At 70.5% G+C, this 13,013-nt stretch carries 7 protein-coding genes; 3 read left to right on the top strand and 4 right to left on the bottom strand.

Translation table 11 applies throughout. The features are described from left to right. Window positions 1-5 precede the first annotated feature (5 nt). On the top strand, window positions 6-1,787 hold the full coding sequence (locus tag ACFV9T_RS05555; protein WP_385436852.1) for a serine/threonine-protein kinase: 1,782 nt from the start codon (window positions 6-8) through the stop codon (window positions 1,785-1,787). Between the two features lie 77 nt (window positions 1,788-1,864). Here the strand turns inward: ACFV9T_RS05555 and ACFV9T_RS05550 are convergent, their stop codons facing one another. Continuing rightward, complete coding sequence (locus ACFV9T_RS05550; protein WP_385436851.1) at window positions 1,865-6,835, bottom strand: NAD-glutamate dehydrogenase; 4,971 nt, start codon at window positions 6,833-6,835, stop codon at window positions 1,865-1,867. 428 nt (window positions 6,836-7,263) lie between these two features. Here ACFV9T_RS05550 and ACFV9T_RS05545 point away from each other — a divergent pair, with 428 nt between their 5' ends. Further along, a complete protein-coding gene (locus tag ACFV9T_RS05545) occupies window positions 7,264-7,863 on the top strand; it encodes a DJ-1/PfpI family protein (RefSeq protein ID WP_385436849.1) in 600 nt (199 codons plus the stop codon). Window positions 7,864-7,963: 100 nt separating this feature from the next. On the opposite strand, the gene ACFV9T_RS05540 is transcribed toward ACFV9T_RS05545, so the two are convergent. Both ACFV9T_RS05540 and ACFV9T_RS05535 read right to left on the bottom strand, forming a co-directional pair. Then, a complete protein-coding gene (locus ACFV9T_RS05540) occupies window positions 7,964-8,632 on the bottom strand; it encodes an HAD family hydrolase (RefSeq protein ID WP_385436847.1) in 669 nt (222 codons plus the stop codon). A gap of 19 nt (window positions 8,633-8,651) precedes the next feature. After that, the gene (locus ACFV9T_RS05535; RefSeq protein WP_385436846.1) at window positions 8,652-9,158 is read right to left on the bottom strand and encodes a DUF6912 family protein; all 507 of its coding nucleotides are present in this window, start codon (window positions 9,156-9,158) and stop codon (window positions 8,652-8,654) included. A 361-nt stretch (window positions 9,159-9,519) separates the two neighbouring features. Here ACFV9T_RS05535 and ACFV9T_RS05530 point away from each other — a divergent pair, with 361 nt between their 5' ends. Then, window positions 9,520-10,107 (top strand): Rv3235 family protein, encoded by a 588-nt coding sequence (locus tag ACFV9T_RS05530; protein WP_385436844.1) that lies wholly within the window; start codon window positions 9,520-9,522, stop codon window positions 10,105-10,107. A 37-nt stretch (window positions 10,108-10,144) separates the two neighbouring features. Here the strand turns inward: ACFV9T_RS05530 and secA are convergent, their stop codons facing one another. Next, on the bottom strand, window positions 10,145-12,988 hold the full coding sequence (secA, locus tag ACFV9T_RS05525) for a preprotein translocase subunit SecA (protein ID WP_385436842.1): 2,844 nt from the start codon (window positions 12,986-12,988) through the stop codon (window positions 10,145-10,147). Window positions 12,989-13,013: the final 25 nt, after the last annotated feature.

The raw sequence follows: 13,013 nt of genomic DNA, 5'->3' as shown, positions 1-13,013 counted from the left end.
GAACCATGACCAGTACCGACCACGCCGTGCTGAGCCCACTGGGGCCGGACGATCCACGGGAAGTCGCCGGATACCAGCTGCTCGCCAGGGTCGGCGAGGGCGGTATGGGCTCGGTGTACCTGTCCCGCACCCGCGGCAACCAGCCGGTCGCGCTCAAGGTGATCCGGCGTGAGTTCGCGCAGAACCAGGACTTCCGCCGCCGCTTCGAACAGGAAGTCACCGCCGCCCGCCGGGTGCAGGGCTACCACATCGTGCCGGTCGTGGACCACGACACCAGCGGTGACCTGCCCTGGCTCGCCACCTCCTACGTCCCCGGGCTCGCGCTCGACGACGCGCTCGGCCGCTTCGGCCCGCTGCCGATGCCCGCGGCGTTCCAGCTCATCGGCTGTACGGCACAGGCGCTGCACGCGGTGCACGCCGCGTCCGTCATCCACCGGGACCTCAAGCCCAGCAACATCCTGCTCAGCTCGAACGGCCCGTTCGTGATCGACTTCGGCATCGCGCGGGCGGCCGACGCCACCCAGCTCACCCGCAGCGGCGGGTTCATCGGCACACCGCAGTACATGTCGCCGGAGCACGCCTTCGGTAAGCCGGTCACCGCCGCCACCGACATCTTCGCGCTCGGCCTGATCGCGGCGGTCGTGGCCACCGGCCGCCACCCGTACGGGGACGGCGCGGGGATCTCGATCGCCGCGCAGATCGCCAACACCGCCCAGCAGCCGCCGGACCTGAGCGGCTACCCGGACGAGCTGCGGCCGCTGCTGGAGCGCTGCCTGACCGCGGAGCCCGAGCGGCGGCCCACGCCCGCGGAGCTGGCCGACCTGTGCCACCAGGCCGCGGGCCGTGAGCTGCGCGACTTCGCGGGCTGGCTGCCCGAGCCGCTGACGGCGGAGATCGAGCGGCGGGAGCGGATGGCGCAGCAGCCGCCGACGCCCGCGCAGCCGCCGATGCCCACCCACACCCCGACGCAGACGCCCACGTACGCCCCCACCTACGCCCCCGCGCAGGCGCCCACGCAGGCGCCCACGCAAGCGCCCGCGCACCACCCCGTCGCGTCCGCCCCGACACAGGCCGCCGCCGCGTACCCGGCCCCGCCGACGCCGGGCGACAGCGGCCGCGACGGAGGACGGGGCCGGGGCCGGATGCTGGCGGTCGGCGGCGGCGCGCTGGCGCTGATCATGGTCGCGGTGGTGGCGTATGTGTTCACCCAGGGGGACGACACCAAGGGCGCGGAGCAGAACAAGGCCGACGGCAAGCACACGGCCCAGCCGCACCAGTCGGCGAAGGGGTCGGCCTCCCCGAGCCCCGAGGACACGGAGGACAGCGGGGACACCGAGAACGCCGAGGACACCGACTCGCCCAAGGCCGCCTACACCCCGATCTACGAGAACAAGACGCTGCAGCTGCGGGCACCCGACGAGTTCGGCCCGACCACCGACTTCGACCTCGACCTGCCCAAGGTGGACACCACCGGGAGCATCGCCTCCGGTGCGCAGGACTTCACCCTGCGGGACACCGCGCTCCGCGCGGGCCCGGTGATGGCCAAGAGCCCCGGCACCACCCCGAAGGAGTGCGAGGAGGCGGTGACGACGGACCCGCTGGACACCACGCTGGACGCGGATGATCTGAACGAGGACCAGCTCATCGCCAAGGGCGACCGGCTGTGCATGATCACGACCAAGGGCAATCTCGCGATGATGAAGATCACCGCCGTCTCCCCGTCCGACGTGGACTACAAGATCCCCAGCTACACCGCTCAGGTCACGCTCTGGAAGCGCGCCTCGTAGCCTCGTAAGCCAACGCACCGCACGCCGAAGGGGCGGTCAGCGGCCACATCGGCCACCGACCGCCCCTTCGCGGTGCCTCAGTGCGTACGCAGCAGCGTCCGCATGGTGCGCATCGCCACCGACAGGTTCGCCAGGTCGAACGTCTCCGACGACTGGATCTCATCGAGGGTGGTCCGCGCGCGGGAGAGAATCGCGGCGTTCTTCTGCTCCCAGGCCTTGAACCGCTGCTCGGGCGTGGAGCCGCCGTTACCGACCGACAGGACGTCGGAGGTGAGGGCGGCCTGGGCCGCGTACAGGTCCTCGCGGATGGAGACGCGGGCCATGGACTGCCAGCGGTCGGCCCGAGGCAGCTCGATGACGCGGTCCATCAGCTGGCTGATCGACAGCCGGTCCGCCAGGTCGTAGTAGACCTCGGCGACCGCGAGGGGGTCCTTGCCGGTGCGGTCCGCGATGGCGACGATGTCCAGCGTCGGGAAGGCGGACGAGAAGCCCGCCACCCGGGTCGCCAGCTCGTCCGGGACACCGGCGGCGGTCAGCTCGTCGTGGATGCCCTGGTACCACTCGATGTCGCTGCCGCGCAGCAGCTTGGGCAGCTGCGCCCGCACGGCGGCGACCCGCTCGGCGAAGAACTCGATCGTCCCGGCCAGCTCCAGCGGCTGCGGCCGGTTGTTGAGCAGCCAGCGGGTGCCGCGCTCGACGAGCCGCCGCGAGTGCAGCCGCATCCGGGTCTGGACTTCGGCGCTGACGACCGTGTCCAGGGCCTCGACCTCGTCCCAGATCGCCCCCAGCTCGAAGATGGCCCGAGCGGCGGTCTGGGCGCGCACGACCTCCTCGGTGGAGGCCCCGCTCTCCTCCCGCATGCGGTGCAGGAAGGTCGTACCGGCGGTGTTGAGCGTGTCGTTGACCAGCACCGTGGTGATGATCTCGCGGCGCAGCGCGTGCCCGTCGACGTACTCGGGGAAGTTCTGGCGCAGCGCCTGCGGGAAGTAGGCGTGCAGCAGCCGCTGGAGGTACGGGTCGTCGGGGAGCCCGGTGCCGATCAGCTCGTCCGCCACCGTGATCTTGACGTAGGCGAGCAGCACGGCCAGCTCGGGCTGGGTCAGCCCGCGCCCGGCGGACAGCCGCTCGCGGATGACCCGGTCGTTGGGCAGGAACTCCAGCCCGCGGTCCAGCCGCCCCTCGCGCGACAGCCGGCGCATCAGCCGCTGGTGGGCGTGGAGCAGGCTGGGGGCCTGGGCGGCGGAGATGGCGAGGGCCACGTTCTGCGCGTAGTTGTTGCGCAGCACCAGCGCGCCGACCTCGTCGGTCATCTCGGCCAGCAGCTTGTTGCGCTGCTTGACCGTCATGTCCCCCTCGGTGACCAGCGCGTTGAGCAGGATCTTGATGTTCACCTCGTGGTCGGAGGTGTCCACCCCGGCGCTGTTGTCGATCGCGTCGGTGTTGATCCCGCCGCCGCCCCCGGCGAACTCGATGCGGCCGAGCTGGGTCAGGCCCAGGTTGCCGCCCTCGCCGACGACCTTGACCCGCAGGTCCTGGCCGTCCACCCGGATCGCGTCGTTGGCCTTGTCGCCGACATCGGCGTGCGACTCGGTGGACGCCTTGACGTACGTACCGATGCCGCCGTTCCACAGCAGGTCGACCGGGGCCTTGAGGATGGCCTTCATCAGGTCGGCCGGGGTCATCTTGGCGACCTTGGTCTCGATGCCGAGCGCGGCCCGCACCTGCGGGGTGATCGGGATGGCCTTGGCCGTCCGGGGGTGGATGCCGCCACCCGCCGAGATCAGCTCGGTGTCGTAGTCCTCCCAGGACGAGCGCGACAGCTCGAAGAGGCGGCGCCGCTCGGCGTACGAGGTGGCCGCGTCCGGGTTGGGGTCGATGAAGATGTGCCGGTGGTCGAAGGCGGCGACGAGCCGGATGTGCTCGCTCAGCAGCATGCCGTTGCCGAACACGTCACCGGACATGTCACCGACGCCGACGACCGTGAAGTCCTGGCTCTGGGTGTCGTGGTCCAGCTCGCGGAAGTGCCGCTTGACGGACTCCCAGGCGCCGCGCGCGGTGATGCCCATGCCCTTGTGGTCGTAACCCGCCGAACCGCCGGACGCGAACGCGTCGCCGAGCCAGAAGCCGTACGACTGGGCGACCTCGTTGGCGATGTCGGAGAACGTCGCGGTGCCCTTGTCGGCGGCGACGACCAGGTAGGTGTCCTCCCCGTCGTGCCGCACGACGTCCTTCGGCGGCTCGACCTGGCCGCCGACCAGGTTGTCGGTGATGTCGAGCAGACCGGAGATGAAGGTCTTGTAGCAGCCGATGCCCTCAGCCATCCACGCGTCCCGGTCCACCGACGGGTCCGGCAGCCGCTTGCCGACGAAACCGCCCTTGGCGCCGACCGGCACGATGACCGTGTTCTTCACCATCTGCGCCTTGACCAGGCCCAGGATCTCGGTACGGAAGTCCTCACGCCGGTCGGACCAGCGCAGGCCACCGCGCGCGACCTTGCCGAAGCGCAGGTGCACGCCCTCGACGCGCGGCGAGTACACCCAGATCTCGTACGCCGGGCGCGGCGCGGGCAGATCGGGCACGGCCTGCGGGTCGAGCTTGACCGACAGGTAGTCGTGCGGGGCGCCGTGCGCGTTCTTCTGGAAGTGATTCGTCCGCAGGGTGGCCTTGATGAGGGTGAGGAACGAGCGCAGGATGCGGTCCTCGTCGAGCGAGGCCACCTGGTCCAGCGCCGCGTCCAGCTCCTCCATCAGGGCGTCGGTCAGCTCCAGACCCGCCCGCTGCCGCTCGGGCGACATCCGGGCCTCGAAGAGGGAGACCAGCAGCCGGGTGGTGTGCACGTTGTTACGGAGGGTGTCCTCCATGTACGACTGGCTGAAGGTGGAACCGGCCTGCCGCAGGTACTTGGCGTACGCGCGCAGCACCATGGCCTGCCGCCAGTCGAGACCGGCGCCCAGCACCAGCTGGTTGAAGTTGTCGCTCTCGGCCTGGCCGGTCCACACGGCGGCGAACGCGTTCTGGAAGCGCTCGCGGGCGTCGTCGGCGAGGGCCTCGCCCTCGCGCAGCGGCAGCCGCAGCCCGAAGTCGTAGATCCAGGCCGTGGTCTTGTCCGCGCAGCGCAGCTCGTACGGGCGCTCGTCGACCACCTCGACGCCGAGCGTGTTGAGCACCGGCAGCACGGCCGACAGCGACACCTGGCCGCCCGCCCGGTAGATCTTGAAGCGGCGCTCGGCGTGGGCCGCGCCGACCGGCTCGTACAGGCTCAGCGCGAAGTCCTGCGGGCTGTCCTCGGCGGTCAGCCGCTCCACGTGCTGGAGGTCGGCGACGGCGCCGCGCGGCGTGTGGTCGGCCTTGTAGCCCTCGGGGAAGGCGTGCTGGTAGCGGCGCAGCAGCTCGGCGGCGCGCTCCTCGCCGACCTCGGAGACCAGGGCCTCGGAGAAGCCGTCGGCCCACGAGCGGGCGGCGTCGACCAGCCGGTTCTCGATGCGCTCGACATCGGCGTCGGTCAGGTCGGGCAGCTCCGTACCGGGCTGGACGCGCACCACGAAGTGCAGCCGGGACAGCACCGACTCGGTGTGGAGGGCGGTGAAGTCGACCGGCGTGCGGCCACTCAGCTCCTCCAGCAGGATGTCGGTCAGCCGCAGCCGCACATCGGTGGTGAAGCGGTCGCGGGGCAGGTAGACCAGCGCGGAGTAGTAGCGCCCGTACTCGTCCTGCCGCAGGAACATCCGCAGCCGGCGGCGCTCCTGGAGGTAGAGCACGCTGGTGACGATCGAGCGGAGCTGGTCGACCGGGGTCTGGAACAGCTCGTCGCGCGGGTACGTCTCCAGGATCTGCAGCAGGTCCCGGCCGTCGTGGCTGTTGGCCCCGAACCCGGCGCCCGCCAGCACCTCGGCCACCTTGCGGCGGATGACCGGGACCCGGCGCACCGACTCGGTGTACGCGGCGGACGAGAACAGCCCCAGGAAGCGGCGCTCGCCGATCACATTGCCCTCGGCGTCGAACTTCTTCACGCCGATGTAGTCGAGGTAGGACGGCCGGTGCACGGTGGCGCGGCTGTTGGCCTTGGTGAGGACGAGCAGCTTGTGCTCGCGGGCCTTCGCGCGGGCGTCGGCGGGCAGCCGGTTGAACGACGGGGACCCCGGGGCGGCCCCGGTGTGGGCGCTCTCGTCGGCGTCCTGGTGGGCCGGGTCGGAGCGCAGGATGCCGAGGCCGGTGCCGGGCACCGCGCTCAGCACGTCCTCCTCGCCACCGGCCTCGGTGGGCGCCTGGGTCAGCTCGTACTCGCGGTAGCCGATGAAGGTGAAGTGGTCGTCCGCGAGCCAGCGCAGCAGCTCCCGGGCCTCCTCGACCTCCTGGTCGCGCACCTCGGAGGCCTTGGGCTCCTCCGGCAGCACCTCGGCCAGCCGCAGCGCCGACTGGCGCATCTTGTCCCAGTCCTCGACGGCCTCGCGGACGTCGGACAGGACGCGCAGCAGGTCGGCGGTGATCTGCTTGAGGTCGCCGCGGTCGGTCTCCCGGTCGATCTCTACGTGGATCCAGGACTCGACGACGGCGTCGTGCGGCAGGTCCTCGCGGGCCTTGCGGTCGTACGAGGCGTCCAGCAGCTCGATCAGCTTGCCGGTGATGTCACGGCGCACGACCACCTGCGGGTGGATCACCACATGGATGCCGCGGCCCTGGCGGGTCAGCTCATTGGTCACCGAGTCGACCAGGAACGGCATGTCGTCGGTGACGACCTCGACGACCGAATGGCTGCACGTCCAGCCGTGCTCCTCGACGGTCGGAGTGTGCACCCGTACGTTCGCCGTGCCCTGGGGGCGCGCCTCGGCAAGCCGGTAGTGGGAGAGCGCCGCGCCGAAGACGTCGACCGGGTCGCGGTCCGCGAGATCCTCGGGTGGCGTGTGCAGGTAGTAGTGCTGGAGGTATGCGGTCAGGGTCTCCGGGCCCGGGCCCTGTACCGGTGGTTGCCCCCCGGCAGGACTGTTCTCAGCGACCCGGGCGGCCCGTGCGAGCAGCTCGGCCTTGGCTTCGTCCAGCTTGGTCTGCATGTCCTCTGGCTCCTGTCGCGCGCCGTTGCGTGACATAGGTGGCGGTGGCATGACGCCGCGACTCGGGAAATCCGGTCACGTACGACGGTATGCCGGATCGGGAGATGGCCGCGGCGTACTCGGCCGTAAGTGACCAAGACCCCACGCGGCGTCGACCAGCGGCAGCGGCTCCGGCCCGGAGGCGCCCCGGGCTGGGAGCGAGGGCCTCCTTGCCCCCGTGGACTATCGCGCTGATCACGCAGTAAGGCTATCGCCCCACCCCAGGGCCACGTCATGAGCCGTTCGTGTACAAAACTCGGCCCGGATGTTTGACGGAATGGACAGAGAGGGGAGGGCGCCCGCGATCGTCATGCGCTCTTGGCAAACCATTCGTGCGGATGCAGGGTGACATCGACGGTGGTAAGCGTGGAAACGTGGAGGTGGGCGGCATGAGCGGCAGCGGCACGGCTGTGACTGCGACTGCGACTGCGAAGGTCCTGCTGGTGACCGGGGACGCGGCCGAGTCCCTGGAAGTGCTCTACCCGTACCAACGGCTGCGCGAGGAGGGCTACGACGTCCACATCGCGGCCCCGTCCCGCAAGACCCTGCGCTTCGTGGTGCACGACTTCGAGAACGGCTACGACACCTACACCGAGAAGCCCGGCTACAGCTTCCCCGCCGACCTCGCCTTCTCCGAAGTCGACCCGGGGCAGTACGCCGCCCTGGTGATCCCGGGCGGCCGGGCCCCGGAATACCTGCGCAACGACCCGGAGCTGCGGAAGATCTGCAAGGCGTTCTTCGACGCCGACAAGCCGGTGGCGCAGATCTGCCACGGCCCGCTGCTGACGGCGGCGGTCGGCGGGCTGACCGGGCGCCGGGTGACCTGCTATCCGGCGCTGGAGCTGGACATGCAGGCGGCGGGGGCGACGTTCCAGGACGCGGAGGTCGTGGTGGACGGCTCGCTGGTGTCGTCGCGGGCCTGGCCGGACCATCCGGTGTGGATGCGGGAGTTCCTGGCGGTGCTGCGGACGAAGGCGCCGATCAGCTGACAGACTCCGTCATCTGTCAGCTGTCATCTGATACCTGAAAGCTGCCAGCTGAAGTCTACTCTCTGCCATCTGATAGCTGACATCTGCTACCCGCTGGCTGTCAGCTGTCAGCCAGCGCCTCGGCCTCCCGTACGGCCTCCGCCAGGGTGTCGACCACCGGCACCCCGGCGGCCAGCAGGCTGGTCCGGCTGTGCGAGCCGCCCGTGTACAGCACCGCCCGCGCCCCCACATGCTCCGCCGCCACCGCGTCGTCGACCGCGTCCCCGATCACCACGATCCGCTGCGGCGGCACCCGCTCCAGCGCGGCGAGATGGCGCACCATCTGCTCGGCCTTGCCGGTGGTGCTCTGCCCGGTGCGGCCGTCCACCCGGACGAAGTGGCGCTCGATGCCGTGCGTACGCACCAGGGGCAGCAGATTCTCGTGCGGCGCGAGCGAGCACAGCGACTGGGTGAGCCCCGCCTCCTGCCACTCCGTGAGCAGCTCCCGGGCGCCGAGCGCCAGCCCCGCGCTCTCGGCCAGCGCCCAGTAGTGCCGGTGGAAGGCCTCGTCCATGACCTCCCACTCCTCATCGGTGGGCAGCCGCCCCATCAGCCGCTCGTAGAAGAGCGGGACCGGGACGCAGTACAGCTCCCGGTAGCGCTCCAGCGTGATCGGCGGCAGGCCGATCTCCCCGAACGAGGCGTTCGTCGCCAGGATCACGGCGTCGATGTCGTGAAAGAGCGTGCCGTTCCAGTCCCACACGATGTGCGTTACACGGTTCTTCCCCATCCTTCGACGGTACCCGGGCTCACTCGATGAGATTCGGGATCTCCTGGGTGGCGTACCACAGCAGCTCGTGGTCCTCCGCGCCGTCCACCGTGAACTGCGCGTCGTCGTCCCCGAGGTCCGCCGCACCCAGCGCGTCGGCCGCCGCGGCGACGTCCCGCTCGGCGTCCCCGGCGTCCAGGTGCACCGCCGCGGCCACGGAGAGCCGTACGGCGGCGGCGATCCGCACCTCCCCCAGCGCGGACTGGTCCAGCCCCCGGTCCGGATCGGCGACCGCCTGCCCGTCGGGCACGTCCAGGGCCACCACCACGCGCCGCCGCGGCACCTGCGGGTCCACGGCGAGCAGCCGCAGGGACGCCTGCGCGGCCCGGCTGAGCGCGGCGTACTCCAGCTCCTCGATGTCGTCCGACACGTACCACTCGCGCAGCGCGGGCGTCACGGCATAGGCGGTCAGCGGCCCCGGCCCCAGCTCCCCCGCCTTGTGCGCCTCGGCGAGACCGGAGAGGGTCAGGGGGACGTAGACACGCATGGGGCCGCCGCTTTCACGAGACATCAGGTCCCGCCAGCATACGTTCGCCCACCCCGCCAAGCGCCCCCTTCTCCCCCACCCCACCGAGACCCGCACGGCGAGGGCGCTGCGAGGGCCCGCTGCGGCGCGGGGGCAGGGCTACCGGTCCCCGTTCGGGGGATTTCCGGGAGCTGTGGGCTCCGGACTGTTCTGGCGCTGACTGGGCCGTCACCAGGCGTTTCACCGGATGGGTTCCCCCGGATAGGTGAACCCATCGGCCGGGCCCAAGGGCGTTGCGGGTGGCGGAAACGCGTCGGTAGAAGTCTCCCCGACGGAAGCTACTGCCCGGTATCGCCCGGGCCCGGCAGAGACGGCGGAGCGCATGCACGACGAGATCACCACCCGGACGACGTCGACCACAGGCACCGCCGCGCGGCGCCGCGGCGGGCCGCCCGGGCGGCGGGACTCCCGGCGGCCGGGCGGCGCCCCCGTACGGCGGCCGGACAGCGCCCCCGGCGGCGCGACCGCCGTACGGCCGGGCCCCCGCACCACACCGGCCCACCGCACCGCCGCCGTCTCGCGTACGGCCGCGCTCGCCGCCGTACAGCGGGAGCGGGACCGGCTGCCCCGCTACTGGTTCGCGCACCGGCTGCTGCTCACCCTCAGCGGCCAGCGGCCCGTCCACACCCTGCTCGGACACGCCCTCCCGGACGCCTACGACCAACTGGTCGCCCTCGCGCCCCGCGCGCCGCTGCGCCCCGCCGCCGGACGCGCCGCGCCCCTCGTACGGCGCTGCGGGGAGTACCGGCCGCGGCACGGGGTGATCGAGGCGTACGCCCTGATCGCCTCCGGCGACCGGCTCAGCGCGCTCGCGTTCCGGCTGGAGCTGGGCGCCGACGCCCGCTGGCGCTGCGCCGCCGTCGACGTCGGCCCGCTGGCGCACGAGAAGGCCGGGGCACCGTGCGGTTAGCACAGTGCCCCGGCCTTCTCGCGTCGGTCCGCGCGCGCTACTTCTTACGGCGGCGGCTGCCCTTGGCCGCCTTGCGCCGCTCCGCGCGGGTCAGCCCGTCGGACTCGGAGCGCGGCGCGGGCGGGGTCTCACCGTTGGTGAAGTCGCCTTCCACGATGCCGCCCTCGCCGTCCACCGTCGGGGCCGAGAAGTGCAGCCGGTCCGGCCGCTGCGGGGCCTCCAGGCCCTTGGCGTGGATCTCGGGACGACCCGTCGACGACGCGCCCGCGCCCGCCGGGACCGCGTCCTGCACGTCCTTGTCCAGCGAGGTCTTCGCCTCCGCGTCCTCGACCGGGACCTCCTCGACCTGCTGCTCGACCTGGACCTCCAGGTTGAACAGGTAGCCGACCGACTCCTCCTTGATCCCCTCCATCATGGCCTGGAACATGTCGAAGCCCTCGCGCTGGTACTCGACCAGCGGGTCCTTCTGGGCCATCGCGCGCAGCCCGATGCCCTCCTGGAGGTAGTCCATCTCGTACAGGTGCTCGCGCCACTTGCGGTCCAGCACGGACAGCACGACGCGCCGCTCCAGCTCGCGCATGATCTCGGAGCCGAGCTGCTCCTCACGGGTCTCGTACTGCTGGTGGATGTCGTCCTTGATGGCGTCACCGATGAACTCGGCGGTGATCCCGGCGCGGTCGCCGGTCTCCTCCTCCAGCTCGTCGACGGTCACCTTGACCGGGTAGAGCTGCTTGAACGCGCCCCACAGCCGGTCCAGGTCCCACTCCTCCGCGAAGCCCTCGACGGTCTCCGCCTGGATGTACGCGTCGATCGTGTCGTTCATGAAGTGGACGACCTGCTCCTGCAGATCCTCGCCCTCCAGGACGCGGCGGCGCTCGCCGTAGATGACCTCACGCTGCCGGTTGAGGACCTCGTCGTACTTCAGGACGTTCTTACGGGTCTCGAAGTTCTGCTGCTCGACCTGCGACTGGGCGGAGGCGATGGCGCGGGTGACCATCTTGTTCTCGATCGGTACGTCGTCGGGAACGTTGGCCATCGCCATCACACGCTCGACCATCTGCGCCTTGAACAGCCGCATCAGGTCGTCGCCGAGCGAGAGGTAGAAGCGGGACTCGCCGGGGTCGCCCTGACGGCCGGAACGACCGCGCAGCTGGTTGTCGATACGGCGCGACTCATGGCGCTCGGTGCCCAGCACATACAGCCCGCCGAGATCCTTGACCTCCTCGAACTCGGCCTTGACCGCGGCCTCGGCCTTCTCCAGGGCGGCGGGCAGCGCGGCCGCCCACTCCTCGGAGTGCTCCAGCGGGTCGAGACCGCGCTGGCGCAGCTCGGCCTCGGCGAGGTCGTCGGGGTTGCCGCCGAGCTTGATGTCCGTACCACGGCCGGCCATGTTCGTCGCGACCGTGACGGCGCCCCTGCGGCCCGCCTGGGCGACGATCGTCGCCTCCCGGTCGTGCTGCTTCGCGTTCAGCACCTCGTGCGGCACACCGCGCTTGGCGAGCTGCTGCGACAGATACTCGGACTTCTCCACGGAGGTCGTGCCGACCAGGACCGGCTGGCCCTTCTCGTGCTTCTCGACGATGTCATCGACGACCGCGTCGAACTTGGCGACCTCGGTGCGGTAGATCAGGTCGGACTGGTCGACGCGGGCGAGGGGCCGGTGGGTCGGGATCGGGACGACGCCCAGCTTGTAGATCTGGTGGAACTCGGCGGCCTCGGTCATCGCCGTACCGGTCATGCCGGAGAGCTTGTCGTAGAGGCGGAAGAAGTTCTGCAGGGTGATCGTGGCGAGAGTCTGGTTCTCGTCCTTGATCTCCACCGCTTCCTTCGCCTCGATCGCCTGGTGCATGCCCTCGTTGTAGCGGCGACCGGCGAGGATACGGCCGGTGTGCTCGTCGACGATCATGACTTCGCCGTCGATGACGACGTAGTCCTTGTCCTTCTTGAACAGCTCCTTGGCCTTGATGGCGTTGTTCAGATAGCCGACCAGCGGAGTGTTGACGGACTCGTACAGATTGTCGATGCCCAGCCAGTCCTCGACCTTGGTCACACCGGACTCGTGGATGCCGACGGTGCGCTTCTTCTCGTCGACCTCGTAGTCGCCGGTCTCCTCCTGGCCCCGCTGGAGGTTGGCCGCCTCGCCCCGGGTCAGCCGGAGGACGAGCTTGGCGAAGTCGCCGTACCACTTGGTGGCCTGGTCGGCCGGGCCGGAGATGATCAGCGGCGTACGGGCCTCGTCCACCAGGATCGAGTCGACCTCGTCGACGATCGCGAAGTTGTGGCCGCGCTGCACCAGCTCGTCCTGCGACCACGCCATGTTGTCGCGCAGATAGTCGAAGCCGAACTCGTTGTTCGTGCCGTAGGTGATGTCGCACGCGTACTGCTCGCGGCGCTGCGCCGGGGTCATGTTGGCGAGGATGCAGCCGACCTCGAGGCCGAGGAACTTGTGCACCCGGCCCATCCATTCGGAGTCACGCTCGGCCAGATAGTCGTTCACCGTGATCAGGTGGACGCCCTTGTCGGACAGCGCGTTCAGATAGGCGGGCAGGGTACCCACCAGGGTCTTGCCCTCACCGGTCTTCATCTCGGCGACGTACCCGAGGTGCAGCGCGGCGCCGCCCATGAGCTGGACGTCGTAGTGACGCTGGCCAAGCACTCGCTTGGCCGCCTCGCGCACCGTCGCGAACGCCTCCGGCATCAGGTCGTCGAGGCTTTCGCCGTCGGCGTACCGCTCCTTGTACTCGTCGGTGAGGGCACGCAGCTCGGCGTCGGAGAGCGACAGGAAGTCCTCTTCGATGGAATTTACCTGGTCCGCGATGCGGTGCAGCTTGCGCAGGATCTTTCCTTCGCCTGCACGCATGAGCTTGTTGAAGACGGACACGTAGGCTGGCTCCTTGCCGGTCGGG

Origin of the sequence: Streptomyces sp. NPDC059850 (genome assembly GCF_042731515.1) — a bacterium.
In the GTDB taxonomy this organism is placed as follows: domain Bacteria; phylum Actinomycetota; class Actinomycetes; order Streptomycetales; family Streptomycetaceae; genus Streptomyces.
The sequence above is the reverse complement of the archived record's forward strand: the minus strand, read 5'-3'. Positions and strand labels throughout refer to the sequence as shown.

Coding starts and splice junctions, on each gene's coding strand:
- ACFV9T_RS05555 (WP_385436852.1), top strand. CDS start 6: ATGACCAGTACCGACCACGCCGTGCTGAGCCCACTGGGGCCGGACGAT.
- ACFV9T_RS05550 (WP_385436851.1), bottom strand. CDS start 6,835: ATGCAGACCAAGCTGGACGAAGCCAAGGCCGAGCTGCTCGCACGGGCC.
- ACFV9T_RS05545 (WP_385436849.1), top strand. CDS start 7,264: ATGAGCGGCAGCGGCACGGCTGTGACTGCGACTGCGACTGCGAAGGTC.
- ACFV9T_RS05540 (WP_385436847.1), bottom strand. CDS start 8,632: ATGGGGAAGAACCGTGTAACGCACATCGTGTGGGACTGGAACGGCACG.
- ACFV9T_RS05535 (WP_385436846.1), bottom strand. CDS start 9,158: ATGCGTGTCTACGTCCCCCTGACCCTCTCCGGTCTCGCCGAGGCGCAC.
- ACFV9T_RS05530 (WP_385436844.1), top strand. CDS start 9,520: ATGCACGACGAGATCACCACCCGGACGACGTCGACCACAGGCACCGCC.